This is a genomic window from Gordonia paraffinivorans NBRC 108238 (assembly GCF_000344155.1).
Classification (GTDB): domain Bacteria; phylum Actinomycetota; class Actinomycetes; order Mycobacteriales; family Mycobacteriaceae; genus Gordonia; species Gordonia paraffinivorans.
The window spans coordinates 1-26,362 of the sequence record NZ_BAOQ01000002.1; the positions used below are offsets into that span (position 1 = coordinate 1).

The following is a 26,362-nucleotide window of genomic DNA, read 5'->3' on the forward strand; positions in this document are numbered from 1 at the left end:
GTGCTCATCGTGACCGAGCCGGCAGTCGCCACATCCCTTGACGCAGTGGCGATCGTCGACGAGATGCATCGACTTGCCACACAACTGCTGCAGGCGAATCTGTCGGCGTTGTCGGATGCGCAGGTCGAGTATGTGGCCGCCGAAACCGAGCGCGTCGTAGCGCGAGTGACAGCCGCCGGCGACCAACAGCTGGTGGAGGTCGAAACCCGCGATCTTCCGCGCAAGACCGGCCGGCGCAACATCCTGGCCTACATGCACGATGTGTTGCGGATGACCCGGCCTGGTCGCCGCCGCGCCGAGGCGAAAGCCATCGCGACGTTCACCGACCTCACCGGCCAACCCCTCCAACCCGAACTGCCCACCCTGGCTGCAGCATTCGCCGACGGACGCGTCGGCCCCGATCACGTACACGCGGTGATGGACGTGCTCGATCAGATCCCCACCGCAATAGCTCACGACGTGACGGCTGCTGCCGAACGGACGATGGCCGAGTACGCGACCTGGATGACACCACCGGAGATCGAGCGTGCCGGCGCCCGCCTGCTGGCACACCTCGACCCCGACGGGGTCTTGACTGACCTCGAGGACCGCAGACGACGCCGCAAGCTCTGGATCAACCGGCAACGCGCTGATGGCACATCGAAACTCACCGCCACCCTCACCCCAGAACTCCGCGCACGCCTGGCGACGTTCTTGGATGTGTGGGCGCGCCCAGGCATGAACAACCCCAACGACCCCGACTCACCGACCGGGGCGATCCAGGACGCCGACCCCGAGCGGCTGGAAGCGGCCGCGCAACGGGATCTGCGTACCCCGGCACAACTCAACCACGACGCCCTCAACGCACTGCTGCAAGCGGTGTTCGACGACGGGTTGCTCGGCAAGACTCATCGGGGGTTGCCCATCCAGTTGATCGTCAAAGCCGACCTGGCAGATCTGCAGCGTGCGGCCGGGCTGGCGGCCACCGCTGATGGCACCCTCATCGACATCGAAGACCTGATCAGGACAGGCGCCACAGTGCAGCCATGGCTGGCGATTTTCGTCGATGCCACCGCCGCACCGCTGTATCTCGGACGCGGCACACGTCTGGCGTCGATGGAACAACGCCTGGCGTCCTTCGCCCGTCCCGGCGGTGACAGCTGCTCCGCGCCCGGTTGTGACGTGCCCGCAACGCGTGTGGAGATGCACCACGCCCATACCGACTGGGGTGACGGTGGTGGTACCGATATCGACAACCTCGCCCCGGCCTGCACCCGCCATCACCACATGATCGGCAACCGTCCCGGCGACTACACCACCCGCATGATCGGCAGCGGACCCGACGCCGGGCGCTGCACCTGGGAACTCAACACCGCCCCCGGCACACCACCCCGACGCCCGCGGATCAACCGAAAACCCGACATCGGCCACCGATTCCGGCACATACTCACCGAGATCCGGAACGACATCCACCCCACACCTGACAAGCCCGACCAGCGCAGGGCACCCGACCAACACGGACAACCCGAACCCGGGTCGCCCGACGATCCGCCGCGCCCACCACGGTTCCACTACACCGACCTGCAGAACGCCACACCGGCCGAACTCGCGCTGTATGCGGCGCTACTCGACCACGCCTACCCGAACTGACTCGGCCTCGGGCATGTCGACCGGCTTCGACGGAAACGCAGTCGCCCGCGACATCGCTGGGGATCAACGACGTTCATGGATGTCGCCGATGCAGGATGACGTCGCACGCGCCATGGAGACGTTCGTCGGTCAGAGAATCGTCCGACGAGATCACCGCGACTCACAGCGCGGTGGGATCTCCTGACAGCAACTGCCCGGCCTCGGCAGAGATGGACAACGCGGTCTTGGCCCACCGCTGTGAGGCACCGACGAGACCGCACGTGGGTGTGACGATGATGTTGTCCGCCAGCACTTTTCGGTTCAGGCCGATGCGATCGGTGATCGCTGCGAGGTCGGTGGCGACGGTCTCGGCGCGCACCGGACGTGCCGGCTCGGTCGACGGAATGCATCCCGCCACCAGGACTCCACCGCGGTCGATGAGCATGCCGATGCCGTCGAGGTCCGCGGCGGTCGGCGCGGTGACGTCGATCGAGTACGCTACCGTCTTCAGGTGTTCGAGGAGGTCCCAGCGGGGCTTGTTGCAGTCGTGCAGGATCACCGGTGCGCCCACGTGCTCGACGAGTTCACCGAGGGCACGCGCCACCTCGATCGCCGGGATCGCGCGGATCGGGTCGAACCTGGTGAGCGGGCGGACCGTGCCGTCGATCACCTGGCCGATCATCGGCTCGTCGATCTGGACGACGACCTCGGCGCCGAGGCGTCGGCGGATCTCGCCGACGTGGTGGGCGATTCCCTCGGCCGCGGACGCGACGATGTCCCGGACTGCACCGGGATCGCGCAGCACGCGGTGACCGTTGGGCAATTCGACCATCGCCGACGTCGTGAAGGGGCCGGCCACCTGGACCTTGAACGCGCGCCCGGTTCCCACGAATCCGGCGTTCTCCCATAGCTCTTCGACGACGTCGAGATCCTCTTTGAGGTAGTCGGCGGCGCGTCGGGTGAGCAGTGAGTCACGTTGCGCGAGGCGGTATCCCCAGGTCGCGGTGTCCATCGGCAGGTCGACGAGCAGCGCCGCCATCCGACCGATGAGATCGGCGCCGACGCCCCTGCCGGGCAGCTCGACGAGATGGGCGAGATCGAGCTCGCCGTTGACGATCGACGAGGCCGCACGCGGGTCGGTGCCGGGCATCGACCCGACACCGGTGCCGAGCCCGGTGGGCAGTGCCGGTGTGGTCACCGAGCCGCTGCGACGGTCGGCTGCGACGAGGTGGCCGCGATGCGTCCGCACCCTACGACCTGGTCGCCGCGCTCGGCGTCCAGCAGATAGAGGACCGCTGCCTGGCCCTTGGCCACACCGGTCAGCGGTTCGTGCAGGACGATGTCGATCGCGGGCTCGCCGTCGACGGTGGTCGGGGTGGCGGTCACCGGCGCGAGTCCGCCGTGCGCCCGGACCTGGACGACGGCCTCGAACGGCGCATCGGGGGCCTCCCCCGACGTCCAGACCGCGCGGGTGGCCGTGATGCCCCACACCTGCAGGTCGGCTGCGGTGCCGACGGTCACGGTGCCGCTCTCCGGGTCGATGTCGGTGACATAGCGCGGCTTGCCGTCCGCGGCCGGCGCCTCGATGCCGAGGCCCTTGCGCTGGCCGATGGTGAAGCCGTGGACGCCGTCGTGTTCGGCGAGACGCTCACCGGAGGAGGCGTCGACGACCGCACCGGGCCGGACGCCGATCCGGGCGCCGAGGAAGGCGCGGGTGTCGCCGCTGGGGATGAAACAGATGTCGTGCGAGTCGGGCTTGTCGGCGACGGCGAGGCCGCGGCGGGCGGCCTCCGCCCTGATCTCGCTCTTGGGGGTGTCCCCGACCGGGAACATCGCCCGCGCCAACTGATCCTTCGTCAGCACGGCGAGGACGTACGACTGGTCCTTGTCGGAGTCGACGGCACGGCGTAGTTCGCCGTTCTCCAGTCGCGCATAGTGTCCGGTCGCCAGCGCATCGAAGCCGAGGGCGATCGCCTTGTCGGCGAGCGCGGCGAACTTGATCTTCTCGTTGCAGGTCAGGCACGGGTTCGGCGTTTGCCCGGCGGCATAGGCCTCGACGAACTCGTCGATGACGTCGTCTTTGAAACGGTCCGCGAAATCCCAGACGTAGAACGGGATTCCGAGCACGTCGGCGGCGCGGCGGGCGTCGTCGGCGTCTTCTCGCGAGCAGCAGCCGCGCGAACCCGTCCGTAGCGCCCCGGGCGCGGTGGACAGGGCGAGGTGGACGCCCACGACCTCGTGGCCGGCGTCGACCGCACGGGCGGCCGCAACCGCCGAGTCGACGCCGCCGCTCATCGCTGCCAGTACGCGCATCACGAAACCTTCCCGCCGGGTGCGGAGACGAGGCCCGCTGCGCGTGCGCGATCGACGACCTCGTCGATGACCTGGGCCACCGCGTCGATGTCGGCGTCGGTGGTGGTGTGGGAGAGCGAGAACCGCAGCGACGAGCGGGCGTCGGCCATGCCGAGGCCCATGGCGATCAGCACGTGGCTGGCCTGGGCGACACCCGCGGTGCACGCGGACCCGGTGGAACACTCGATGCCCTTGGCGTCGAGGAGCATCAGCAACGAGTCGCCCTCGCATCCGGCGAAGGACACGTGCACGTTGCCCGGCAGTCGCGCGTCGGCGGCGGCGCCGTTGCGCACCGTGCCCTCGACGCCCAGCAGGACGTCGGTCAGCCTCGACGCCAGCTCACGCACGCGGGCGGTGTTGGCGTCCATGTTCTCGACGCACCAGGTGAGCGCGGTGGCCATGCCGACGGCCCCGGCCACGAACTGGGTACCCGAACGCACGTCGCGCTCGTGTCCCCCGCCGTGCTGCAGCGGCACGCACGGCACGTCGCGGCCCAGCAAGAGCGCTCCCACTCCCTGCGGCCCGCCGAACTTGTGGGCGGCGATGCTCAAGGCGGACAAGCCACTCGCCGCGAAGTCGACGGGCACGTGTCCGACGGCCTGGATCGCGTCGGAGTGCACCGGGACACCGAATTCGGCTCCCAGTGCGGCGATCTCGTGGATCGGCTGCATCGAGCCGACCTCGTTGTTGGCCCACATCACCGAGATGAGCGCGGTCTCGTCGGCGTGTGCCTCGAGCTCGGCGCGCAGATCCGCCGGCGACACGACGCCCTCGGCGTCGACCGGCAGCACCACGAGCTCGGCGTCGTCGTCGGACGCGAGCCACTGCGCCGGGTCGAGGACGGCGTGGTGCTCGACCGCGGAGACGATGATGCGGCGTCGCCTGGCATCGGCGCGACGGCGCGCCCAATAGATGCCCTTGATGGCGAGGTTGTCCGACTCGGTGCCGCCGCCGGTGAAGATGACCTCCGACGGGCGCGCGCCGACCGCGGCCGCGATTGCCTCGCGCGCCTCCTCGAGCCGGCGTCGTGCCGCGCGCCCGGACCCGTGCAGCGACGAGGCGTTACCCGGGTCGGCGAAGACAGCGGTCATCGCCTCGACGGCTTCGGGCAGCATCTGCGTCGAAGCGGCGTGGTCGAGGTAGACGGACGCGCGCGGCGCTCGGGTTGACAAGGGCATCGCTAGCAAGGATAGACGCGCCGACGGCGCCGACAAATTCCGCGCGGTGCGGGTGAGATCAGACGCGTTCGAGGTAGAAGTACAGGTGACGACCGTCGATGACGCCGCCCTTGCCGTTCATGATGCCCATGACGGTGGTGTCGTCGACGCGCTTGAAGTGGTCGATGACCGGTTGGCCGTCGTAGACCATCGATGCGGTCACCTCGCCGCGGAACTCGATCGCCCACAGACTGGCCTCGCCCTTGCCGAGCTTGACGTTGGAGAACAGGTTGCCGTCCTCGTCACGGCAGACCAGGGGCTGCACGTCGCTGCGCGAGGTGAAGGTCTTGCCGAACCACTTCGCCTTGGCCAGCGCCCCGTTGATCGCGTGGCCCGTGTTGAACTCGCCGCCCTTCCACCGGCCGAGCATCTCTTCGGGGCGCAGGGTGGCCAGGCCCGCCCACACCGTGTCGAGCACCGCGTCGTCGACGAGGCCGTCGACCTCCTTGAGTTCGAAGAATTTGGCGCGCGCCGCTTCTCGGGACAAGGTGGACGTCATCGTCGGGCTCCTTCGGCATACGGCTGAACCGGTGATCGGCGACGGCCGCCCGCGCGACCGCTCACGACTGAGAACCTATATCAGAGAACAGTCGATGTCACTTGCCGGGCGTGCGCGTCCCGAGATGCGCGACGGCCCCCGACGCGAACGTCGGGGGCCGTCGTGGAGTCAGTCGACCAGAAGGTCAGGCGATCGGTGAGATCACTTGCGCTTCTTGATCTCCTCGGTCAGCTGCGGGGCGACGTTGAACAGGTCGCCCACGACGCCGTAGTCGGCGATCTCGAAGATCGGCGCCTCTTCGTCCTTGTTGACGGCGACGATGGTCTTCGAGGTCTGCATGCCGGCGCGGTGCTGGATCGCGCCCGAGATGCCGAGGGCGATGTACAGCTGCGGCGACACGGTCTTGCCGGTCTGGCCGACCTGGAACTGGCCCGGGTAGTAGCCCGAGTCGACCGCGGCACGCGAGGCGCCGACGGCTGCGCCGAGCGCGTCGGCGAGCTCCTCGACGACCGAGAACTTCTCGGCGCTGCCCACACCGCGACCACCGGAGACGACGATCGACGCCTCGGTGAGTTCCGGACGATCACCGCCGACGTTCGGCTCGACCTTGGTGATCTTGACGGCGCTCTCCGACACCGCCGGGACCTCGACGTCGACGCGCTCGCCGGCACCGGCCTGCGGAGCGGCCTCGACGCCACCGGGGCGGACCGAGAAGATCGGGGTGTCGCCCTTGGCCTGGGCCTCGACGGTGAACGCGCCACCGAAGATCGAGTGGATGCCCACGCCGCCTTCCTTGACGTCGACGACGTCGGCGAGGACACCCGAGCCCAGACGCACGGCCAGGCGACCGGCGATCTCCTTGCCGTCGGCGGTCGCGGCGACCAGGATGCCGGCCGGCGAGACGTCTTCGGCGATCGACGACAGGACGTTGACCTGCGGGTCGATCAGGTAGTTGGGCACGTCGTCGGACTCGGCGACGTAGATCTTCTCGGCGCCGGCCTCCTTGAGACCGTCGATGATGCCGTCAGCCGAGCCGGGCTTGCCGACGACGACAGCCGACGGGGTACCGAGGGCGCGGGCGGCGGTGATGAGCTCGCTGGTGACCTTCTTCAGGGCGCCTTCGGCGTCCTGCTCCACGAGCACGAGTACTTCTGCCATTTTGGTTTTCTCCTGAGGGTCTTGGGTTCGCCGGTTGGTCTGTCGAGAAGAATCAGATGATCTTCTGGCCGACCAGGAACTCGGCGACCTTGGTGCCGCCGTCGCCTTCGTCGGTGACGCGCTCGCCCGCGGTCTTCGGCGGCTTCGGGGTCGAGGAGTTGACGACGCTGCCCGCGTTCTCCAGGCCCACATCGCTCGGCTCGACGTCGATCTCGGCCAGCGAGACGACCTGAACTTCCTTCTTCTTGGCGGCCATGATGCCCTTGAAGGACGGGAAGCGCGGCTCGTTGATCTTCTCGTTCACGCTGACGATCGCCGGCAGCGACGCCTCGACGTGGAAGATGCCCTCGTCGGTCTCGCGCTCACCCTTGAGGGTGTCGCCCTCGAGGGTCAGCTTGCGCAGGTGGGTCAGGTGCGGCAGCTCGAGGTACTCGGCGATCATGGCCGGGATCGCGCCGACGCGACCGTCGGTGGCCTCGTTGCCGGCGATGACGAGCTCGACGCCCTCGACGGTGCCGAGTGCGCGGGCCAGGACGTAGGCGGTCTGGACCGCGTCCGAGCCGTGCAGGAGGTCGTCCTTGATGTGGATGGCCTTGTCCGCGCCCATCGACAGGGCCTTGCGGATGGCGTCGGTGGCCCGCTCCGGACCGGCCGTCAGGATGGTGACCTCACCGCCGTCGGCCTCCTTGATCTTCAGCGCCTCCTCGACGGCACGCTCGTTGATCTCGTCCAGGACGGCGTCGGCGGCCTCACGATCGAGCGTGTAGTCATCATCCCGGAGCTTGCGCTCGGACCAGGTGTCGGGAACCTGCTTGATCAGTACGACAATATTTGTCATGGGTCTACGTCGACCTCCTGCGTCGGGTTCGGCAACTTACCGGCGGGTAAGGCCATGGGTCTCCACCACTTTAGCGGGTCGCATCCGCTCCCCAAAGATCGACTACCTCACACAATGGGGCTCACGCGGGCGTCGCACCCGTCCCGGCACCGCTCCCGACCGTTCGCTTGGTCGGTCACGTGCGACGGGACCGGGCGAGGGGCGGTTGGCGATGCCCTACGCTCGTGCAGATGACTGACGCAGACCTCGGCTCTCCGGCCCCCGGCACACCGGCCCCTGCCGGCGCCGCCGGCCTCGAGGCACTCGACACCGACCAGCAGCTCGCGCTGACCGGTGAACGCACCGTTCCGGGCATTCCCGCGGAGAACTACTGGTTCCGCCGCCATGAGATCGCCTACCTCCACATCCTGGACCGCTGCGCCGGCCGCGATGTGCTGGAGGCCGGGTCCGGCGAGGGATACGGGGCGGCGATGATCGCCGACGCCGGGGCGTCGTCGGTGGTCTGCGTCGACTACGACGCGGCCGCGGTCGAGCACACCCGGCGCCGCTACCCGGGGCTGATCGTTCATCAGGGCAATCTCGTCGACCTGCCGCTCGCCGACGGGTCGGTCGACATGGTGGTCAATTTTCAGGTCATCGAGCACCTGTGGGATCAGGCGAAGTTCATCGACGAGTGCCGTCGGGTGCTGCGGCCGGGCGGCCGCCTGCTGATCTCCACGCCCAACCGGATCACCTTCTCCCCCGGGCGCGACACCCCGCTCAACCCGTTCCACACGCGTGAGCTCAACGCGGCCGAGCTGACCGAGCTGATCGTCGAGGGCGGGTTCACGCTGGACGCGATGCTCGGCGTCCACCACGGCCCGCGACTGCAGGCGCTCGACGAGAAGTGGGGCGGATCGCTGATCGACGCCCAGATCGCGCGGGCCCTTGCCGGCGAACCGTGGCCGGACGGTCTGGTCGACGACGTGGCCGGCGTCGTCGCCGAGGATTTCGACGTCGTCGACGCGCGCGAACGCGACATCGACGCGTCGCTCGATCTGTTCGCCGTCGCCACCCGGGATTGATGTCGTGACGAACACCAGCTCTTCGGTTCCGGGACAGTTCACCTTTGTCCTTCATTCCCATCTGCCGTGGCTTGCCAATCACGGTCGCTGGCCGGTCGGCGAGGAATGGCTGTATCAGTCGTGGGCGGCGTCGTACCTGCCGCTGTTCGACATGCTCGAGCGACTGGCCGACGACGGGTTCACCGATCAGTTGTCCCTCGGCATCACCCCGGTGCTGGCCGCACAGCTCGACGACCCGCACTGCGCGGCGTCGATGTACGAATGGCTCGCCGACTGGCAGCTACGGGCGACCGAGGCCGCCGTCTCGTCCGACCCCGACCGCGCCGAGGCCGGGAGTCGCGAATACCTCGCCGCCCAGCGCGCGCTGGAGACCTTCGAGACCAAGTGGCGTCACGGGGCCTCCCCGCTGATCCGGCGGGTGGCGTCGAGCGGGGTCGTCGAGATCCTCGGCGGGCCGCTCGCGCATCCGTTCGCCCCGCTCCTCGATCCCCGGCTGCGGATGTTCTCGCTCACCGAGGGACTCGCCGACGCGCGGGCGCGGTGGGGATTCGACCCGGCCGGCATCTGGGCACCCGAGTGCGCCTTCGACCCGGGCATGGAGGCCGAGTATGCACGCGCCGGAGTCGGCCATTTCATGGTCGACGGCCCGACGCTGCACGGCGACACCGCGCTCGGGCGGCCCGTCGGCGACAGCGGCGTCATCGCCTACGGGCGCGACCTGACCGTCAGCTATCGCGTCTGGTCGCCGAAGTCGGGCTACCCGGGCCACGCCGCGTACCGCGACTTCCATACCTACGACCACGAAACCGGCCTGAAGCGTTTCCGGGTGACCGGGCGGTCGGTGCCCGGCGACCAGAAAAAGCCGTACGACCCGTCGCGCGTCGACGCGGTGATCGACCGGCACGTCGAGGACTTCATCGGTCACGTCCGGCAGCGGCTCATCGACGAATCGGCGCGCATCGGCCGAGATGCGTTGGTGGTGGCCGCTTTCGACACCGAGCTCTTCGGCCACTGGTGGCACGAGGGTCCGGTGTGGCTGGAACGTGTGCTGCGACGGCTGCGCGAGGTCGGGGTGAAGGTCGGGACCCTGGCCGGGGCGACGCGAGCCGGACTCGTCGGCGAACCGGTCGACCTGCCCGCGTCGTCGTGGGGTTCCGGCAAGGACTGGCGGGTGTGGAACGGCCCCCAGGTGGAGCACCTGGTGACCCTGAACGCCGAGGTCACCGAGACGGCGCTCGACGCCGTCGCGAAGTTGCTCAGCGATCGCGGTCAGCGGAATCGGGTCGCCGACCAGATCGTGCGGGAGACGCTGATGACGGTCTCGTCGGACTGGCCGTTCATGGTGTCGAAGGACACCGCTGCGGAGTATGCGGTCTCGCGTGCGCACACGCATGCACACGCCACCCGGGAGATCTGCGACGCCGCGCTGCGGGGTCGGGACGCGGTCGCCGAGGAACTGGCGCGGAACTGGGCGCGCGCCGACAATCTCTTCCCCGCGCTCGACGCACGCCGCCTTTACGCGATCATGACGGCGGAACCTCGCGCGAAGGGGCACGGCGCCGAGGGGGGCATGTGATGAAGATTCTGCTCGTGTCGTGGGAGTACCCACCCGTGGTCGTCGGCGGCCTCGGCCGGCACGTCCATCACCTCGCCACGGAACTGGCCGCCGCCGGACACGAGGTGGTGGTCCTGACGCGTCGTCCCTCCGGCACCGACGCCCTCACCCACCCCACCGTCGATGCGATGGTCGAGGGTGTGCGCGTGATCGCGGTCGCCGAGGACCCGCCGGAGTTCGACTTCGGGCAGGACATGATGGCGTGGACGCTCGCGATGGGCCACTCGTTCATCCGCGCGGGGCTGCGACTCCTGGCCGGTGAGCGGAGCTGGACCCCCGACGTGGTGCACGCCCACGACTGGCTGGTTGCGCACCCGTCGATCGCGCTCGCCGAATTCTTCGACGTGCCATTGGTTTCCACCATCCACGCCACCGAGGCAGGCCGGCACAGCGGCTGGGTCAGCGGCCCGACGAACCGCCAGGTGCACTCGGTCGAGTGGTGGCTGGTCACCGAATCCGACTCTCTCATCACATGTTCGGCGTCGATGCGCGACGAGGTGAACCGCCTGTTCGGCTACGACGCCGGCGACATCACCGTGATCCACAACGGAATCGACGTCCGCACATGGCCGTTCGCGCCGAGCCCGCGGACGAGCGGCCCGGCGGAACTGTTGTTCGCCGGTCGGCTGGAATACGAGAAGGGCGTGCAGGACCTGTTGGCCGCGCTCCCCCGCATCCGGCGCAGCCACCCGGGCACCACGCTGACGATCGCCGGCGACGGCACCCAGCGGGACTGGCTGCTGGATCTGGCTCGCAAACATCGCGTCGCGAAGGCGGTGAATTTCCTCGGCGCCGTGGGCCACGAGGACCTGGTGGCGCTGATGCACCGCTGTGATGCGATCGTGCTGCCCAGCCGTTACGAGCCGTTCGGCATCGTCGCACTCGAGGCCGCCGCCACCGGCATCCCGCTGGTGGTGTCCACCGCAGGCGGTCTCGGCGAGGCCGTGCAGGAGCCGGACACCGGGCTCACGTTCGAGCCCGCCGACGTCGCGGGTCTCACCGCGGCCGTCCGCGCAACACTTTCGGACCCCGATGCGGCAGCCCAGCGCGCGATTCGCGCTCGGGCACGATTGACCGAGGAATTCTCTTGGGCCGAGGTCGCAGAAAGAACGGCTGCGGTTTATCTGGCCGCAAAGCGTCGTGTGCGGCACCCCGTCGGACGCCCCGATATCCCTTTACGCCCCCTTCCGGAACGCGATCCGGGCAATCCGGTCGAATCGTGACATTCCAGATTCACTTCCGTAACACCCATGCCACTTGTCCCAGTTTTGCCTTTGCTTTCACTAACCATTCTTGAACAAATTCGCTAGCGTCACGTAGGTTCCCCATCGCGTACTGCTGGGGAGTGGCTGTTCCTGGAAGGGTGCGTGACATGAATCGGAAGGCCAAAGGCGCAGTTGCTGTCGGCGCTGGTGCAATTCTGCTGCTGGGTGGGTTGGGGTCGTATGCGTTGTGGAGTGACCAGGAGAACGTTGCCGGGGGTTCGATCACCGCGGGAAACTTCTTTCTCGACTGCCCTGCGGGCGCCTGGACCGACGTATCCGGCGACGTCCCGGAGGTGGCGATCAACCCCGCCACCGACCTGATGGTGCCGGGCGACACCTGGGAGTACAACGCGAACTGCACCGTGACGGCCACGGGAAAGAACATGAAGGCCGAATTGTCGATCATCGGGATCGGCACCGGATCCACCACGCCGACAACGACATATGTCACCACTACGACGGTGGTGGGCGGTGGCACGCCCAATACGCCCGTGACAGTCTCGAACGGCCAGGTCCTCCCCGTCACCGTGACTGTCGCTTTCTCGTCGGCAACTCCGAATACGGACTTCACGAACGGGACGATCAATGTCAGCGGCATGAAGATCGAACTGAACCAAGTCCGTCCGTAACCGCGAAGAATTCATGCCCGCAGCCCTCAAGCGACGGGGCGTCCTCTTTGCAGCTCTCGCGATCGGGGTGGTGGTGCTGCTCTTCGGATCTGTACAAACCACCCTGGCGCTGTGGACCAAGCAGGCGGACACCTCCGGCAGCAATATCACCACCGGAACCATCGGTCTCGCACCGGGTTCCGGTGGTGGTTCGTCGTTCACTTTTCCAGCGCTGAACGGAACCAACATGGTTCCCGGCCAGTCGTCCCAGGCTGTCCTGAACATCGCCAACACCGGTTCGACACCGCTCAAGTTCCGGCTGGCTTCCGCCGGACCGGTGGTGTCGACGCCCGGTGCGTCGGTGTCGATCAAACTGTCGGGGAGCCAATCAACAACATGCCCCGCCAGTAATGTCCCGCTGAGCGGCGCCTTCACCGCGACCGGGACCCTCACTGGCGTTTCCGACATCGACGGCGTGGAGATTCCGCTTGCAGCGGGCGCCTCGACCGCGTGGTGCATCCGAGCCGAGTTCGTTTCTGTGACCGGAACACAGCCGGCAACCTTCTCCATCACCTTCAACTTCGACGCTCAGCAGGACCGACCATGAGCGAGGACTCGCAGGTGCCAGAAGCGACTGTCGACGATCAACCCACCATCGAGTTGGAAAGAGTCGAGCCGGCAGTCGCCGGAACTGCCTACTCCCAGTCTGCCGGCACGCAGTCGACGGCTACCGAGTCGTCAGGCACCAGGCCGGCAGGCATCGGGTCACCTGACAACGAGAGCGCAGGCGACGCCGACGAGAGACGCGGCCCCCTGCACTATGTCTGGCAGATTGTCTCCTGGGCGCTCCTGATCGGCGCGTTCGCGCTCCTGTGCGTGACCATCCTCATCCCCAAGATCGCCGGCGCACAGACCTATACGGTGCTGACCGGGTCGATGAAGCCGAACTATCCGCCGGGAACACTCATCGTCGTGAAACCGGAGCCGACAGAAGAGATCCGGGTGAACGATGTCATCACCTATCAGATTCGCTCAGGCTCACCGGATGTCGTCACCCACCGAGTCATCGAGGTGACCGAGGACGACGAGGGCGAGACGCGGCTCATCACCCAAGGTGACAACAATGGCGCCCCCGACGACGAACCTGTCCGCCCCGTTCAAGTGCGCGGCACGCTGTGGTACTCCGTGCCCTACATCGGCTGGGTCAACAACTGGCTGACCAGCGAGCGCCGCACCAAGATCATCTTCGGCCTCGCCGGCGCGTTGTTCGTCTACGGCGCATGGCAGTTCGTCGCCGACTATCGCGACGGCAAGAACGACGACGATTCCGACGAGCCGGAACCCGAGCCCCAGCCCGAACCCGAGCCCGAGGCGACCGCATGAGACGGATTCCCTGGTCCCCCAACGTGTCACGCCGGGTGCGTGCGCTGCTCAGCTGCGGAATCCTGCTGACCACAGGGACGCTCGGCACGACGGCCCTATGGTCCACCACCGCCGCAACCACCTCCGGCACCTTCACCACCGCCAACATCGAACTCAGGGTGAACGGCACCGACGCCTACACGTTTACATTTCCCGGTTCGCTCCTGCCAGGCAGCACCACCGCCGCTGTGGTCAACGTTCAGAACGTCGGTTCAGTGGCAATCCGATACAACGCAAGGGTCTCCAGCAGCGACGCGTTGGGGCAGGCAATGCAGCTGAAAGTCACTGCCGGGGGGTCAGTCAGCGGTTCGACATGCACGGCAGGTACTGGACTGGTCGCCGATGGTGTTTCGATCACAGGTGCCGACGCGGCTTTTGCCACGAGTCGGGGTCCATTGGCCGCAACAAGCGGTGTGGAGACGTTGTGCCTGCAGCTGACCCTGCCCATGTCCGCGCCCGGAACACTGGCCGGCAACACCGGTAAGACGGTCAAGTTCACCTTCGACGCGACGGCGGCCTGATGGTCTACTCCGCGCAGAACGAATTCCCTACCGTCGAGCATTCCGCTCCGGTCACACGCACTCGCGGCGACCTCCTCCTCACCGTCGGCGCCGGGCTGGGCACACTCTGCGTGGTCGCGGCAGTGCTCGCCCTGAGTCTGGGCCTCCGTCCGATGATCTTCGAGACCGGATCGATGGCGCCCACCATTCCCACCGGTTCGCTGGGCCTGAGTCGCACTGTTCCGGCCGCGTCTGTCCACGAGGGCGATGTGGTCAGCGTCGTCCGCCAAGACGGCGTCCGCGTCACCCACCGCGTCGAATCAGTCTCTGAACCCACCGGTAACTCGGTGACCCTTCGTCTCCGCGGCGACGCGAACGACACCACGGATCGACAGCCTTACACCGTGACCGAGGTGCAGCGCATCGTGGGCTCGATCCCTCTGCTCGGTTACGTGGCTGCGTGGCTCAAGAATCCCTACACGCTCGCACTTCAGGCCCTGACACTCGTGCTCCTACTCGGGGTTGCCTTCGCCCCCAAGCGTGGCTGGCGCAACTCACCGGGAGGGCAACGCATTCTGGCCGGCACGGCCGCGGCCACCGTCGTCGTGATGGGCGTCGGCAGTGTTCACGGCGCCGGCGAGGCACACGCAGCCACGACAGCCACCGCCACCGGCACGGTGAGTGCCGGGGTTCCGAACGGTCCGACTGTTCTCAACTGCAGTAACACTTCGCTCCTGATCTTGTTTTCTTCCGTCCAGCTGAGTTGGCCGGCCTCACCCGTCTACACGGGATACATGTTCAGAGCCCCCGATGAACCCGACATCGACGAACAGTACGTGCCTGCCACCAAGACCAGCGGCACCGAGACCTACGTGGTCGCCGAGGGCCTGCTCTCCGCTCTTCTGTCCTTGTTGGATCTCTTCGGCAGCGGCACCTCGATCAGGCTCCGGATGACCAACATGATCGGGAACTTCGAATCCACGACGTACAGAGACGTGTGGATCCGCAAGACTGCCGGCCTCGAATTGCCGCTGGGCATCAGATGCGGAACTCCTCCGATCGGAGCACGTCTCGCCACGCCGGAGTCAGCGACTACCGAATCCTCGGAATCCACCGAAGCCAAACCGTCAGAGTCCGCCGAACCCGACGAGTCCTCCATCAGCAAGTCCGCCGAACCCGACGAGTCGACTCCAGCGAGCAAGTCCGCACAGGAGGACAAGTCCACAGACGACTCGTCGACCCCCGCCTCGACGAAGGTGGACCTCCCATCCGGCGGAAAGCTGTCCGACTCCGGCGATTACGCCTATTACAGGTCGGGCGGCGAGGTGACGATCCGTAGTGCCGAGACCGGCAAACCCGAGTACGAGGGCCGGTTCTCGTCCAGCAGCGACATCCGCTGGCTACCCGAGACGTCGACGCTGGAGATCACCGAGCCCGACGGCACGGTGACGCTGGTGAAGAAGGTCGGCTCGCGCTGGACCGAGACCGTGCAGGTCGCGGAGACCACCGAGAAACAGCGCTCCGCCAAGAACATGGAGACGTCGGAATCGACGCCCGAGGCCACCGAGGAGGCGAAGGACACCGAAGAGGTACCGACCGCCGAAGAGCCCGGCGAGTCCTGACCGCACACGACCCGGCGCGGCTCGATCAGCGGGTCCGTCTCGGCCGGCTTCCGTCGTCCGCGACCGATCCCCACGGGCCGAAGCAGACTCGCACGCAACCTCGATCCGATCGCGCGACATCGATCGAGGTCGCAGATCCCGACCGAGGTCGCGGGCGACTTCAGTCCGACCGCTCTACTCGGCGTGGCCTCCCGCCGCCTTGTTCGCGGCCTTCTCGGCCGCGGCCTTCTTGCGCTCGATGTCGGCGAGCGCACGCTCGAGCTCGGCACGCTCGGCGGCGTTCTTGTTCCACTCCTCCATGCGGTTCTTGACCGCGCGGGCCGGGGCGCCGACGGCGATCGAGTAGTCCGGGATCTCGCCCTTGACCACCGCGTGCGAGCCGAGGACGCATCCGCGGCCCACGATGGTGTTGCGCAGCACCGACACCTTGGCGGCGACCCAGGTGTCGGGGCCGATGCGGACCGGGCCCTTCACGATGCCCTGGTCCTTGATGGGCAGGTTGACGTCGTCCATCTTGTGGTCGAAGTCGCAGATGTAGCACCAATCGGCGACGAGCGTCGACCCGCCGATCTCGATGTCGAGGTAGGCGTTGACCACGTTGTTGCAGCCGAAGACGGTCTTGTCGCCGATCCTGAGGCTGCCCTCGTGGCAGCGGATGGAGTTGCCGTCGCCGATGTGGACCCAGCGACCGATCTCCATGCGCGCGAGTTCCGGGGTGCAGTGGATCTCCACGTTGCGCCCGAGGAACACCATCCCCTTGAGAACGATGTGCGGGTTGGCCAGCCGGAACTTCGCGAGCCGGTAGTAACGCACCAGGTACCAGGGGGTGTACGCCTTGTTGCGTTTCACCCAGCGCAGCGAGTCCAAGGTCAGGAATCGTGCCTGCTCGGGGTCGCGGCGACGGCCCGCGCGTCGGCGGGACCGGTACGAGGCGTTCCACATCGTGGTCATGGGACAAACCCTAAACGACCGGCTTTTCGCACACGATAGGCTCACTGCTGGCACGTCTCGTGCCGGTGACGAACGATCGATGAGGAGCGCCGATGGCCTTGGCACGACGGCAGGTGTCGCGACACCGCCGATCCGCGCTGACCCGCCTGTTCGTGGCCGTCACGGCCGTGTGCTCACTGGGGCTGGCCGCCTGCTCCGACGGGCACATCGACGTGCGATCCATCCCGAGCATCGGGTGGCCCAGCTACGGCGGCGTCCCCGGCAACGGCAACTTCGCCTATGCCGACGTCCCCGACGACCTCACCCTCAGCTGGACCCGCCCCACGGGAGGCCCGGTGACCGCGCCCCTGACCATCTCCGGCAAGGGCAACGTCGGCGTGACGTCCAACGCTCCCGAGGGCTGTAACGTCCTGGTGCTCGACGGCCGGTCGGGACGCAAGAACTTCTGCAAGGACATGCGGGCCGGCGTCGAGATGAACGCGATGCTCGTCGACCAGTACGACCAGCCGTACCTCGGTGAGGAGACCACCTTCCTCGCCTTCAACGCCGGCGGCGCGATCCGGTGGCGTGCCGGGGTGATCGGCGTGCCGCTGTCGGCGAAGTTCGCCGCCCCGAACGTCGTGCTGGTGGTGACGACGCAGGGCCAGATCCTGCTGATCGACACCCAGCGCAACGAGCTCGTCGCCCCCGAGGTCAAGTTGCGCGACGACGCCGATCCCGAGCAGCCGCTGCTCGGCTTCGACGACTGCGCCCGCGGCGGACCGAAGTGCGCGATCCCCGCCCCCGCAGCGGTCGACACCGCTCGGGAACGCTTCTACCTCAACTTCTTCCCGCAGGACGCCCAGACGTCGCAGATCCGCGCCATGAAGTACAGCGCGGTCGGTGGTCAACGCGAGGTCCGACCGGCCTGGAAGGCCGAGATCCCGTCGGGCGTGATCGGTACGCCCACACTGTCGATCGACGGCACGACGCTGTACGCGTTCTCCCGCAACGGCAAGCTCGTGGCTCTCGACGCCGAGAACGGTTCGACCAAGTGGACCCACGACCTCGGCGACCCCGGTTTCGCGACCATGACCGTCTCACCGAGCGGTTTGATCATCCCCGCCGGCCGGGTCGGTGCGCCGCTGCGTCTGCTCCGTGACGCCGGCGACCGCGCCGAGCAGCTGTGGCAGCGCGACGACCTCGCGACCGCGAGCCTGTCGACGCTGACCCAGCAGAGCACCGCCTGGACCGTCGTGCGCGACCAGGGCGAGGAGACGCTGTCGCTGGTGGAGGTGTCCACCGAGGACGGTTCGACGAAACGGACCCTGCCGCTGCCCAATTCGTCCGGATTCGCCACCGGTGTCGCGGTCTCGTACTGGGGTCAGATCGCCACTGCGACCAATGCCGGCGAGGTCTACTTCTTCGACAGCAAGAAGAACCTGGAATAGGGCACCGAACACAGAATGCGGGCGGAGTGCCGGAAATCGGCACCCAGCCCGCATTTTTCGTCGGTCGCTCAGAGTTCCCTGCCGGCCGCGTCGGGGTTGAGGAAGAACAGACCGGCGATGCGCCCGTCGGCGTCGAAGGCGACGCGGAAGACCATCTCGCCGGCCTCCTGCTCGAACGGGACGTCGACGACCGTGTGCAGGCCGTGGCCGCGCACGAACGGCGTTCCGGTGCTTTCGAGTTCACCGTGCAGCGCCACCACCGACGCCCACGCGTCGGCGAGTGCCGACTCCGACAGGGCCGCCGACATCGTCTCGTCGAACCGGGCGCACGCTTGAGCCCACTCCCCCGTGGTGATCTTCTCGAGCAGGTCGAGGGCCATCACGTCGGCGTGTGCGATCGTCGTCTTCTGCATGGGTGCTCCTGTTCTGGGATCGATGGGTTTGCCGAAGCGTTGGAACGCGGCCTGCCTGGTCACGCCGACGACGTCGCCGATCTCCTGCCAGGTGCACCCGTAGTCGCGGGCGGCGCGGGCCGTCGCACTGAGCAACTCCTCGGCACGACGACTCAGTTCGAGCGCGTCGTACACCCTCGCCAGCGCAGCTTGTCGTGCTCCCGGCTCGCCCGGCTGGACACCGGGGCCACCGGCCACACTGTGCGCGTATCGCTCTATCTCACGGGCTGTCTCTTCTACCTCGGACACTTGTAAAGACTAGGTTTACAAGTGCCCGAGTGTCAAGTTCACGTTTACAATCCCGGCCGGATCAGAAGCGCACCCCCGGCTCGCAGATGAATGCCACGCCCTTGCGTCCGAGGCGGGTCAACACCAGCGACAGGGGACGAGATCCCTTGGTCTTCAACTTCTTTCGCAGATGATCAGGATCGACGTCGAGCCCCCGCACCAGAATCTCGAGCGATCCCGCGTCGTGGGCGGCGAGTGCCTTGCGGAGCACCTTCTCGGAGGTGCCGGTCTGCTCGATGACGCGGAAGCCGCGGGCCCCTTCAGGCACCGAATCACCCGTCAGGTAGGCGATCTGAGGATCGAGTTGCCACAAGCCGAAGCGGTGGGCGTAGTGACGCACCAGTCCCGCGCGGACGACCGCGCCGTCGGGATCGACGATCCACTCCCCAGGTTCGCCCGCCGGCACATCGTCGTCCTCGCGGTCGGTGATCTCGAAGGTCGACACCGATCCGTCCGGTCGAGTCCGCAGCACCGTCGCGCGCCGGCCCGGCTCGATCCCGGGACCCGACCACAGGCACGCCTCTCGAACCCCGCCGTCGAGCGAGGTGAGCTGAACCTCGCCGTCGAATCCGTATCTGTTGCGCAGCAACTGGTGATCGAGACCCGGTGCGCACTTCACGATCAGCACGCGACCCGCGTACGTGGTGAGGAGCTCGAGCAGCGGCGGGGTCAGCTGGTCGAGACGGAAGACGCGTCCGGCGTCGGAGCGTCGTGCAGGATCGGCGAGCAGGACGTCGGCTGTCGAGGTCGGGGTGAGCGCGTCGGCCACCAGGAGCGTGGCGCCAGGAACGTTGTGACGGGCCATCGCCAACCTGACCCGGTCGATGTCGCTGCCGATCACTCCTCGAATGCCGCTGACCCGCACGAGTTCTCGCAACTCCGCACCGATCGAGCAGGTCATGTCGTGGACCACCGCGCCGTCGAAGCGCGCGGCGATCTCGGCTGCCCGGTGAGCCGAGACCGCCGACGCCGTCGCCTGCTGGAGGGCGTCATCGGTGAACAGCATGTCGCCGGACTCGCGAAGCTTGGCGGCGGCACGACGCCGGCATCGGACCGTCTCGATGAGCGCGGCGTCGTGCGGTGCGTAACGGCTACGCGCCTCGGTGATGTCGGCGAGCATCGACGCCGGGGTCAGCGCGAGGGCCGAGACCATCTCCAACGCCTTCTCGCCGTGCCGCGACCGTAGGAACGCGACGTCGTCGAGGGTGAAGGAGTAGCTCATGATCCAGCAGGCTACCGGCGCAGGATTCCGTAGAAGTCGTCGGCGCTATGACCCGCTGACTTCTACCGATCGCGATCACTCGGGCTTGTAGCCGCTCACCACGACGTTGTAGAAGAACTTCGGCGGCACGATCTTGCGCAGCACGTTCTCGTCGAGCCAGGTCAGGCGCTTCCAACCGCCGAAGGCGAAACGCGCCCAGCCCCAGCCCAGCTTCTCCGGCGGGACCGCGGCCTCGAAGGTGCGGACCGGCCATCCGAGCATCGCGGCGGCGAGTTCCTCGGTGGCGGTGGAGACCTTGGCGGCTCCGGCGGAGCGGGCGATGCCGGCGAGCTCGTCCGGATCGAAGGTGTGGATGTCGACGACGGCCTCGAGCGCGGCCGCACGCGAGGACTCGTCGAGCTCCTCCTGCGGGCGCCGCCAGCTCTGCAGCGGGCCGAACCTGGTGACGTTGGTGGTGATCGCCCACGTCGCACGGCTCATCCAGCGGGCGTAGAAGTCGCCGATGGTCGACGGCTCGCCGGCGAAGATGAACCGGCCACCCGGCTTCAGCACGCGAAGCACCTCGCGCAGCGCCAGTTCGACGTCCGGGATGTGGTGCAGCACGGCATGTCCGACGACGAGATCAAAGGTGTTGTCGTCGTAAGGGATCTTCTCGGCGTCGGCGACGCGGCCGTCGACGTCGAGGCCCAGGTTCTCGGCGTTGCGCAGCGCGACCTTCACCATGCCCGGCGACAGGTCGGTGACCGAGCCCTTCTCGGCCACGCCGGACTGCATGAGGTTCAGCAGGAAGAAGCCGGTGCCGCAACCGAGTTCCATCGCACGCTCGTACGGCAGCTCATCGTCGGCGGCGACGGCGTCGAACCGTCCGCGCGCGTACTCGATGCAGCGTTCGTCGAAGCTGATGGACCACTTCTCGTCATAGGTCTCCGCCTCCCAGTCGTGGTAGAGCACCTGGGCGAGCTTGGTGTCCTTGAGCGCGGCCTGGACCTGCTCCTCGGTGGCGTGCGGGTTCGGCGCCGGATCGATACCCGGATTGGCGTCGGTGGTCATGATCGTTTTCCTGTCGCGTGTGTGATTTCTGGGGTGAAGGTCTGGTGACCGGCGGGACTCGGATCGCGGCTCAGCGCCCGATGAACTCCGCCTTGCCGGGGCCGTTCTCCACGAACGACCTCATGCCGATGGCCCGGTCCTCGGTGGAGAACAACGCGGCGAAAAGCTGTTCCTCGATCTTGAGACCGGTGTCGAGATCGACGCCGAGCCCCTGGTCGACGGCCTTCTTGGCGGCGGCGATGGCCACCGTGGCGGCGTTTGCGAACTGTCCGGCCCAGGCGAGTGCGGCGTTGTACACCTCGTCGGGCGCGACGACCTCGTCGACGAGCCCGATCTGCAGGGCTTCCTCCGCGTCGACGAACCGGCCGGTGAAGATGAGGTCCTTGGCCTTCGACGGACCGATGAGTCGCGCCAGGCGCTGCGTGCCGCCTCCGCCGGGGATCACACCGAGCAGCACCTCGGGCACGCCGAGCTTGGCGTTGTCGCCGGCGATGCGCCGGTCGGCGCCGAGCGCGACCTCGAGACCGCCGCCGAGTGCATAGCCGGTGATCGCCGCGACCGTCGGCTTCGGGATCTCGGAGATGACGCCGAGGTCGCGCTGCAGGCGACCGGCGACCTTGCTCATCTCCGCGTAGGAGAGGTCGTTCATCTCCTTGATGTCGGCGCCGGCGGCCAGCACCTTCGGGCCGCCGTAGACGACGACGGCCTTGATGTCGTCGCGCACCGAGGCCTCCTCGGCAGCGGCACGCAGTTCGGCCTGCACCTGACGGCTCAGCGCGTTCATCGGCGGCCGCGAGATGAGGATGGTCCCCACGCCGGGATGGGCGTCGGACGTCTCGAGGGTCACGAACTCAGGCATTCTCGAAGGCTACCGTCTGGTAAGTCGGGGTGGTGCGGCCAGCCCGGACAAGCCCCGCCGGGCGCCGGTCCGACCTACAGTGGCCTCATGGCGAAGGACGAGGCTTCCGCAGGTGAACCCGTCGAACTCGAGGTCGGCGGGCGCACCATCCGGTTGACGAGTCCCGATCGCGTCTATTTCACCGAGCGCGGCGAGACCAAACTCGACCTCGCGGAGTACTACCTGTCGGTGGGTGACGGCATCGTCCGCGCCCTGCGGGACCGCCCCTGCATGCTGCATCGCTTCCCCAAGGGCGTCAGCGGCAACAAGGTGCACCAGAAACGAGTCCCCGCGGGCGCACCCGACTGGCTGGAGACCACCGAGATCTATTTCCCGCGGTACGGGCGCACCGCCGACGAACTGTGCGTCACCGAGCTCGCGTCGGTGATCTGGGCCGTGCAGATGTCGACCGTCGAGTTCCACCCCTGGAACTCGCGGCGCTCAGATCCCGAGTCACCCGACGAATGGCGCATCGACCTCGACCCGATGCCCGACTGCGACTTCGCGCGCATCCGCCGGGTCGCGCACGTGGTCCATGAGGTGCTCGACGAGCTGGGCATGCGCGGCTTCCCGAAGACATCCGGCGGACGCGGCATGCACGTCTACGTCCGCATCGCGCCCGAGTGGGGGTTCCCGCAGGTCCGACGCGCCGCGCTCGCGTTCGCGCACGAGGTGGAACGCCGCGCCCCGAAGGACGTGACGACGACGTGGTGGCGCAAGGACCGCGACCCCGCGGCGGTGTTCGTCGACTACAACCAGAACACCCGCGACCACACGATGGCGGCGGCCTACTCGGTGCGCGGCAACCAGCGCGCGACGGTGTCCACCCCGGTGCGCTGGGAGGAGATCGACGACATCGAACCCGACGACTTCACCATCGCCACCGTGCCCGCGCGCTTCGCCGAACTCGGCGACCTGCACGAGGAGATCGACGACGTCGAGCACCGGATCGACACGCTGCTCGAATGGGCCGACCGGGACGACATCGCCGAGGAGGCCGAGGACGGGGTCGCCGACCTCGATCGGTGACCGGCTACCGGCTCAGAGGGTGATCTCCGGCGGCTTCTGGTCGCCGAGGGTGCGGAAGTAGTCGTCAGAGCCCGGGAAGCTCAACCCCTGCAGTCCCGCGCCCGGCGTGATGTCGGGCAGGATCGGAGAGATCGACCGCTCGGCGGCGAGCAACTGCTCGACCGTGTCGAAGCCGCTCACGTAACTCAGCTGCGCCCAGGTGGGCGGGAGCAGGAAGTGCTTTCCCGACGACCACAACTCGAGTGCCTTCGACGCGGCGATCCAGTCGGCGACCTCCGCCTCGCTGGTCTCGGCGTCGGCGTGCTGCCCCTCGGGCATCGCGGCGAGGAAGAAGCGCGTGTCGTAGCGGCGCTTCTCGTTGACCGGGGTGATCCAGTGCGCGAGCGGGCTGAGCAGGTCGGCGCGCAGCGTGAGACCCCTCGAGGTGAGGAACTCGGCGAACGACAGCGACTTCTCCACGAGTCGCTTCCGCTCGTCGGCCAGGGTGCCGGGGTCGGCGAACGCGCCGTCGGCGGTGGTCGCGAGCAGGACGCCGCACTCCTCGAAGGTCTCGCGCACCGCCGCGCACACGAGCGCCTGGGCGAGTTCGGCCTCCGCGTTGAATCGCTCGGCCCACCACTGCGCGTCGGGACCGGTCCAGGCCACGTGGGCTCCGACATCGCGCTTGTCGACGCCGCCACCCGGGAAGACGGTCATGCCGCCGGCGAAGGCCATCTGCTTCACGCGACGCTGCAGGAACACCTCGATGCCGTCGGCGGAGTCCCGGACCAGCACGACGGTCGCGGCGTCACGCAGCGGCGCGGGCGCGGACACCGCCTCGGTGGCCGGATCGGTCGAAGTCATCAGTTACCTCCTGCTCGACGATGACCGCCCGCGCGGCGACGGCGTCGAGCGAAGTACCGGCCGTCGACCTTGTCGAGGACGATCTGCTGCCGGAAGGCCTCGGTGAGGTTCTCGCTCGTGAGCACCTCCTCGAGGAGGCCCTGCGCGACCACCCCGCCCTCGGACAGGATCAGCGCGTGCGTGAACCCCTCCGGGATCTCCTCCACATGATGGGTGATCAGCACGATCGCAGGGGCGTCGGGGTCGGCGGCAAGGGTGGAGAGACGGTCGACGAGTTCCTCGCGGCCGCCGAGATCGAGGCCCGCGGCCGGCTCGTCGAGCAGCAGCAGTTCGGGGTCGGTCATCAGGGCGCGGGCGATGACGACACGCTTGCGCTCGCCCTCCGACAACGTGCCGAAGGTGCGGTCGGCGAGATGCTCGGCGCCCATCGACTCCAGCGACTCGACCGCCTGTGCCCGGTCCATCTCGTCGTACTTCTCGCGCCAGCGGCCCAGCACGGCGTAGCCGGCCGAGATGACGACGTCGCTGACGATCTCGTCGTCGGGCACGCGGTCCACGAGGGCGGGGCTCGCGACGCCGATGCGGGTGGCGAGCTCGCGGATCTCGATCCGGCCGAGCTTCTCGTTCAGGACGTAGGCGGTGCCCGACGTGGGGTGGATCTCCGCACCCGCGAGACGCAGAAGCGTCGTCTTGCCGGCGCCGTTGGGTCCGATGATGACCCAGCGTTCGTCCAGCTCGACCTGCCAGGACAGGGGGCCCACGAGGGTTTTTCCACCACGGACGATCGCGACGTCGCGGAAGTCGATCAAGAGGTCGGGGTCGGATTCGGTCACGCCCCCTATCCTGCCTCACCGACCGGGCTTCGTTTGTCTACGCCTCCCGTGTCGGGACATGTGGGCCACGCCTCCTCTGCAGCGTTCCGGGAATAGTCGGCCACTCCCCGACGGTTGACCGGAGACGTGACGTCTCGACAAGTACCTCTCTCGATCCTCGACCTCGCCTACGTCGGCCGCGACGAAACCGTCGCGCAAAGCTTCGCCGCCAGTGTCGATCTCGCACAGCACGCGGAGAAGTGGGGGTACAAGCGGATCTGGTACGCCGAGCACCACAACATGTCGACGATCGCCTCGTCGGCGCCCGCGGTGCTGATCGCGCACATCGCCGCACACACCTCGACCATCCGTCTCGGTGCGGGCGGCGTGATGCTGCCGAACCATTCCCCGCTGACCATCGCCGAGCAGTACGGCACCCTTGCCGAGCTGCACCCCGGGCGCATCGACCTCGGCCTCGGCCGGGCGCCGGGCACCGACCAGCAGACGTTCGCCGCACTCCGGCGGACCGTCGCGTCGGCCGACCGTTTCCCGCACGACGTCCTCGAGCTCCAGGCGTTCCTCGGCGACGAGTCCCGCATCGAGGGCGTGCGGGCCACGCCCGGCGCCGGGACGCACGTGCCGATCTACATCCTCGGGTCGTCGCTGTTCGGCGCACAGCTCGCCGCAGCCCTCGGTCTCCCCTACGCTTTCGCCTCGCACTTCGCACCGCAGGCGCTGCTCGACGCGGTCCGGCTGTACCGCCGCGAGTTCCGACCATCGGAACACCTGTCGGAGCCGTACGTGATCGCCGGGGTCGGCGCGATCGCCCACGAGGACGCCGAGGTCGCGAGGGAGCAACTGCTCATCGCGAAACGGCAGCGCGTCTCGTTGCTGTTCGGGCGTGGCGGACGAAACTTCACCGACGAGGAGGCCGACGCCATCCTCTCCACGCCGCAGGGTCGGCAGGTCGACGAGATGCTGCGCTACGCCGGGATCGGCACCCCGCAGGAGGTGCGCGACTACCTCGGCTGGTTCGCCGACCACGCCGACGCCGACGAGCTGATCGTCGCCTCGGTGGCGCCGAGCCGCGACGTGTGGCTGGGCACCTTCGAGCACCTCGCACCGGCGAAGTCACCGGTGGCCGTGGGCAATTGAGCGTCTAGGGCTCGAGTCGGAAGTCCTCGAAGTCGAATCCGGGCACCACGACGCAGCTGACGAGCGAAGGCTCGTCGCCGAGAGGTGTGGCGCGCTGCCACACCCCGGGCGGGACCAGGGCCTGGGGTTGCTGCCCGGCGTCGGTGTCGGGGCCGACGAGGATCGGCTCCGGCTCGCCGGGGACGTCTCCGTCCCCGCCCAGGTCCAACCGGACGGGCGCGCCGCGGTGGTACAACCAGATCTCCGAGCTGCGGACGGTGTGCCATGCGGACTGCTGTCCTGGCATCAGCACGAAGTAGATCGCGGTGCCGGCGGCGCGATCGCCGGGGTATCCCGCGGGCAGGGCCGACTGCGGGATCGTCGTCGTGCTCCGCCAGGTCTCCCGGAACCACCCGCCCTCGGGATGGGGTTGCAGATCGAGGTTTCTCACCCAGTCCGGCAGCGTTTCGTCGCTCATCTGTCCC

General features: G+C 67.9%; 26 protein-coding genes. 12 read left to right on the top strand and 14 right to left on the bottom strand.

The window, feature by feature from the left end; genetic code table 11:
- Positions 1-1,629 (top strand): HNH endonuclease signature motif containing protein, encoded by a 1,629-nt coding sequence (locus GP2_RS00925; protein ID WP_006898561.1) that lies wholly within the window; start codon positions 1-3, stop codon positions 1,627-1,629.
- A gap of 160 nt (positions 1,630-1,789) precedes the next feature.
- Here the strand turns inward: GP2_RS00925 and GP2_RS00930 are convergent, their stop codons facing one another.
- From GP2_RS00930 to GP2_RS00955, 6 genes are all read right to left on the bottom strand, one after another.
- Positions 1,790-2,806 carry a uroporphyrinogen decarboxylase/cobalamine-independent methonine synthase family protein gene (locus GP2_RS00930; RefSeq protein ID WP_006898562.1) on the bottom strand — a complete coding sequence of 339 codons (1,017 nt, stop codon included), beginning with the start codon at positions 2,804-2,806 and terminating at the stop codon, positions 1,790-1,792.
- Positions 2,803-3,921, bottom strand: coding sequence for a tRNA 2-thiouridine(34) synthase MnmA (gene mnmA / locus GP2_RS00935; protein WP_006898563.1), 1,119 nt, complete (start codon positions 3,919-3,921; stop codon positions 2,803-2,805). Before mnmA ends, GP2_RS00930 begins: the two co-directional genes overlap by 4 nt.
- Complete coding sequence (locus tag GP2_RS00940; protein WP_040526167.1) at positions 3,921-5,138, bottom strand: cysteine desulfurase family protein; 1,218 nt, start codon at positions 5,136-5,138, stop codon at positions 3,921-3,923. The genes mnmA and GP2_RS00940 overlap by 1 nt, the downstream gene beginning before the upstream one ends.
- Before the next feature lie 58 nt (positions 5,139-5,196).
- Complete coding sequence (locus GP2_RS00945; protein ID WP_006898565.1) at positions 5,197-5,676, bottom strand: DUF4334 domain-containing protein; 480 nt, start codon at positions 5,674-5,676, stop codon at positions 5,197-5,199.
- A 201-nt stretch (positions 5,677-5,877) separates the two neighbouring features.
- Positions 5,878-6,834: an electron transfer flavoprotein subunit alpha/FixB family protein gene (locus GP2_RS00950; RefSeq protein ID WP_006898566.1), complete on the bottom strand. Its 957-nt coding sequence runs from the start codon at positions 6,832-6,834 to the stop codon at positions 5,878-5,880.
- Positions 6,835-6,886: 52 nt separating this feature from the next.
- The gene (locus tag GP2_RS00955; protein ID WP_006898567.1) at positions 6,887-7,672 is read right to left on the bottom strand and encodes an electron transfer flavoprotein subunit beta/FixA family protein; all 786 of its coding nucleotides are present in this window, start codon (positions 7,670-7,672) and stop codon (positions 6,887-6,889) included.
- A 230-nt stretch (positions 7,673-7,902) separates the two neighbouring features.
- On the opposite strand from GP2_RS00955, the gene GP2_RS00960 reads away from it, so the two are divergent.
- The 8 genes from GP2_RS00960 (at position 7,903) to GP2_RS00995 (ending at position 15,768) form a co-directional block, all read left to right on the top strand.
- Positions 7,903-8,736: a class I SAM-dependent methyltransferase gene (locus GP2_RS00960; protein ID WP_040526187.1), complete on the top strand. Its 834-nt coding sequence runs from the start codon at positions 7,903-7,905 to the stop codon at positions 8,734-8,736.
- A 4-nt stretch (positions 8,737-8,740) separates the two neighbouring features.
- Positions 8,741-10,312 carry a 1,4-alpha-glucan branching protein domain-containing protein gene (locus GP2_RS00965; protein WP_006898569.1) on the top strand — a complete coding sequence of 524 codons (1,572 nt, stop codon included), beginning with the start codon at positions 8,741-8,743 and terminating at the stop codon, positions 10,310-10,312.
- Positions 10,312-11,574: a glycosyltransferase family 4 protein gene (locus tag GP2_RS00970; protein WP_006898570.1), complete on the top strand. Its 1,263-nt coding sequence runs from the start codon at positions 10,312-10,314 to the stop codon at positions 11,572-11,574. The genes GP2_RS00965 and GP2_RS00970 overlap by 1 nt, the downstream gene beginning before the upstream one ends.
- 149 nt (positions 11,575-11,723) lie before the next feature.
- Positions 11,724-12,245, top strand: coding sequence for an alternate-type signal peptide domain-containing protein (locus GP2_RS00975; RefSeq protein WP_006898571.1), 522 nt, complete (start codon positions 11,724-11,726; stop codon positions 12,243-12,245).
- Positions 12,246-12,258: 13 nt separating this feature from the next.
- Positions 12,259-12,831, top strand: coding sequence for a hypothetical protein (locus GP2_RS00980; RefSeq protein WP_006898572.1), 573 nt, complete (start codon positions 12,259-12,261; stop codon positions 12,829-12,831).
- Entirely contained in the window at positions 12,828-13,607 is a 780-nt protein-coding gene (locus GP2_RS00985) for a signal peptidase I (protein WP_006898573.1), read from the top strand. Before GP2_RS00980 ends, GP2_RS00985 begins: the two co-directional genes overlap by 4 nt.
- A gap of 35 nt (positions 13,608-13,642) precedes the next feature.
- On the top strand, positions 13,643-14,167 hold the full coding sequence (locus GP2_RS00990) for a hypothetical protein (protein ID WP_230823229.1): 525 nt from the start codon (positions 13,643-13,645) through the stop codon (positions 14,165-14,167).
- A complete protein-coding gene (locus GP2_RS00995) occupies positions 14,167-15,768 on the top strand; it encodes a hypothetical protein (protein WP_006898575.1) in 1,602 nt (533 codons plus the stop codon). The genes GP2_RS00990 and GP2_RS00995 overlap by 1 nt, the downstream gene beginning before the upstream one ends.
- Before the next feature lie 174 nt (positions 15,769-15,942).
- Here the strand turns inward: GP2_RS00995 and GP2_RS01000 are convergent, their stop codons facing one another.
- The gene (locus GP2_RS01000; protein ID WP_006898576.1) at positions 15,943-16,719 is read right to left on the bottom strand and encodes an acyltransferase; all 777 of its coding nucleotides are present in this window, start codon (positions 16,717-16,719) and stop codon (positions 15,943-15,945) included.
- 92 nt (positions 16,720-16,811) lie between these two features.
- On the opposite strand from GP2_RS01000, the gene GP2_RS01005 reads away from it, so the two are divergent.
- Entirely contained in the window at positions 16,812-18,149 is a 1,338-nt protein-coding gene (locus tag GP2_RS01005; protein WP_006898577.1) for an outer membrane protein assembly factor BamB family protein, read from the top strand.
- A gap of 68 nt (positions 18,150-18,217) precedes the next feature.
- On the opposite strand, the gene GP2_RS01010 is transcribed toward GP2_RS01005, so the two are convergent.
- The 4 genes from GP2_RS01010 to GP2_RS01025 form a co-directional block, all read right to left on the bottom strand.
- Positions 18,218-18,850 carry a DUF3887 domain-containing protein gene (locus GP2_RS01010; RefSeq protein ID WP_006898578.1) on the bottom strand — a complete coding sequence of 211 codons (633 nt, stop codon included), beginning with the start codon at positions 18,848-18,850 and terminating at the stop codon, positions 18,218-18,220.
- A gap of 61 nt (positions 18,851-18,911) precedes the next feature.
- Entirely contained in the window at positions 18,912-20,111 is a 1,200-nt protein-coding gene (locus GP2_RS01015; protein WP_006898579.1) for a class I SAM-dependent methyltransferase, read from the bottom strand.
- A 75-nt stretch (positions 20,112-20,186) separates the two neighbouring features.
- A complete protein-coding gene (locus GP2_RS01020; protein ID WP_006898580.1) occupies positions 20,187-21,161 on the bottom strand; it encodes a class I SAM-dependent methyltransferase in 975 nt (324 codons plus the stop codon).
- Between the two features lie 70 nt (positions 21,162-21,231).
- Positions 21,232-22,020, bottom strand: a complete 789-nt coding sequence (locus GP2_RS01025; protein ID WP_006898581.1) for an enoyl-CoA hydratase-related protein — start codon at positions 22,018-22,020, stop codon at positions 21,232-21,234.
- A gap of 87 nt (positions 22,021-22,107) precedes the next feature.
- Between GP2_RS01025 and ligD the strand changes: the two genes are divergently transcribed.
- On the top strand, positions 22,108-23,088 hold the full coding sequence (gene ligD, locus GP2_RS01030) for a non-homologous end-joining DNA ligase (protein WP_006898582.1): 981 nt from the start codon (positions 22,108-22,110) through the stop codon (positions 23,086-23,088).
- Between the two features lie 12 nt (positions 23,089-23,100).
- On the opposite strand, the gene GP2_RS01035 is transcribed toward ligD, so the two are convergent.
- Positions 23,101-23,931, bottom strand: a complete 831-nt coding sequence (locus tag GP2_RS01035; RefSeq protein WP_006898583.1) for an NUDIX hydrolase — start codon at positions 23,929-23,931, stop codon at positions 23,101-23,103.
- Complete coding sequence (locus GP2_RS01040; protein WP_006898584.1) at positions 23,931-24,764, bottom strand: ABC transporter ATP-binding protein; 834 nt, start codon at positions 24,762-24,764, stop codon at positions 23,931-23,933. The genes GP2_RS01035 and GP2_RS01040 overlap by 1 nt, the downstream gene beginning before the upstream one ends.
- Positions 24,765-24,890: 126 nt before the next feature.
- Here GP2_RS01040 and GP2_RS01045 point away from each other — a divergent pair, with 126 nt between their 5' ends.
- The gene (locus tag GP2_RS01045; protein WP_006898585.1) at positions 24,891-25,898 is read left to right on the top strand and encodes an LLM class flavin-dependent oxidoreductase; all 1,008 of its coding nucleotides are present in this window, start codon (positions 24,891-24,893) and stop codon (positions 25,896-25,898) included.
- 4 nt (positions 25,899-25,902) lie between these two features.
- Here GP2_RS01045 and GP2_RS01050 read toward each other — a convergent pair whose 3' ends face one another.
- The gene (locus GP2_RS01050; RefSeq protein ID WP_006898586.1) at positions 25,903-26,355 is read right to left on the bottom strand and encodes a cupin domain-containing protein; all 453 of its coding nucleotides are present in this window, start codon (positions 26,353-26,355) and stop codon (positions 25,903-25,905) included.
- Between the last annotated feature and the right edge of the window lie 7 nt (positions 26,356-26,362).

What these genes read in the sequence shown, in the direction of transcription:
- mnmA (WP_006898563.1), bottom strand. Translation starts at nt 3,921, where the DNA reads ATGCGCGTACTGGCAGCGATGAGCGGCGGCGTCGACTCGGCGGTTGCG.
- GP2_RS00940 (WP_040526167.1), bottom strand. Translation starts at nt 5,138, where the DNA reads ATGCCCTTGTCAACCCGAGCGCCGCGCGCGTCCGTCTACCTCGACCAC.
- GP2_RS00945 (WP_006898565.1), bottom strand. Translation starts at nt 5,676, where the DNA reads ATGACGTCCACCTTGTCCCGAGAAGCGGCGCGCGCCAAATTCTTCGAA.
- GP2_RS00950 (WP_006898566.1), bottom strand. Translation starts at nt 6,834, where the DNA reads ATGGCAGAAGTACTCGTGCTCGTGGAGCAGGACGCCGAAGGCGCCCTG.
- GP2_RS00955 (WP_006898567.1), bottom strand. Translation starts at nt 7,672, where the DNA reads ATGACAAATATTGTCGTACTGATCAAGCAGGTTCCCGACACCTGGTCC.
- GP2_RS00960 (WP_040526187.1), top strand. Translation starts at nt 7,903, where the DNA reads ATGACTGACGCAGACCTCGGCTCTCCGGCCCCCGGCACACCGGCCCCT.
- GP2_RS00970 (WP_006898570.1), top strand. Translation starts at nt 10,312, where the DNA reads ATGAAGATTCTGCTCGTGTCGTGGGAGTACCCACCCGTGGTCGTCGGC.
- GP2_RS00975 (WP_006898571.1), top strand. Translation starts at nt 11,724, where the DNA reads ATGAATCGGAAGGCCAAAGGCGCAGTTGCTGTCGGCGCTGGTGCAATT.
- GP2_RS00980 (WP_006898572.1), top strand. Translation starts at nt 12,259, where the DNA reads ATGCCCGCAGCCCTCAAGCGACGGGGCGTCCTCTTTGCAGCTCTCGCG.
- GP2_RS00985 (WP_006898573.1), top strand. Translation starts at nt 12,828, where the DNA reads ATGAGCGAGGACTCGCAGGTGCCAGAAGCGACTGTCGACGATCAACCC.
- GP2_RS00995 (WP_006898575.1), top strand. Translation starts at nt 14,167, where the DNA reads ATGGTCTACTCCGCGCAGAACGAATTCCCTACCGTCGAGCATTCCGCT.
- GP2_RS01000 (WP_006898576.1), bottom strand. Translation starts at nt 16,719, where the DNA reads ATGACCACGATGTGGAACGCCTCGTACCGGTCCCGCCGACGCGCGGGC.
- GP2_RS01005 (WP_006898577.1), top strand. Translation starts at nt 16,812, where the DNA reads ATGGCCTTGGCACGACGGCAGGTGTCGCGACACCGCCGATCCGCGCTG.
- GP2_RS01015 (WP_006898579.1), bottom strand. Translation starts at nt 20,111, where the DNA reads ATGAGCTACTCCTTCACCCTCGACGACGTCGCGTTCCTACGGTCGCGG.
- GP2_RS01020 (WP_006898580.1), bottom strand. Translation starts at nt 21,161, where the DNA reads ATGACCACCGACGCCAATCCGGGTATCGATCCGGCGCCGAACCCGCAC.
- GP2_RS01025 (WP_006898581.1), bottom strand. Translation starts at nt 22,020, where the DNA reads ATGCCTGAGTTCGTGACCCTCGAGACGTCCGACGCCCATCCCGGCGTG.
- ligD (WP_006898582.1), top strand. Translation starts at nt 22,108, where the DNA reads ATGGCGAAGGACGAGGCTTCCGCAGGTGAACCCGTCGAACTCGAGGTC.
- GP2_RS01035 (WP_006898583.1), bottom strand. Translation starts at nt 23,931, where the DNA reads ATGACTTCGACCGATCCGGCCACCGAGGCGGTGTCCGCGCCCGCGCCG.
- GP2_RS01050 (WP_006898586.1), bottom strand. Translation starts at nt 26,355, where the DNA reads ATGAGCGACGAAACGCTGCCGGACTGGGTGAGAAACCTCGATCTGCAA.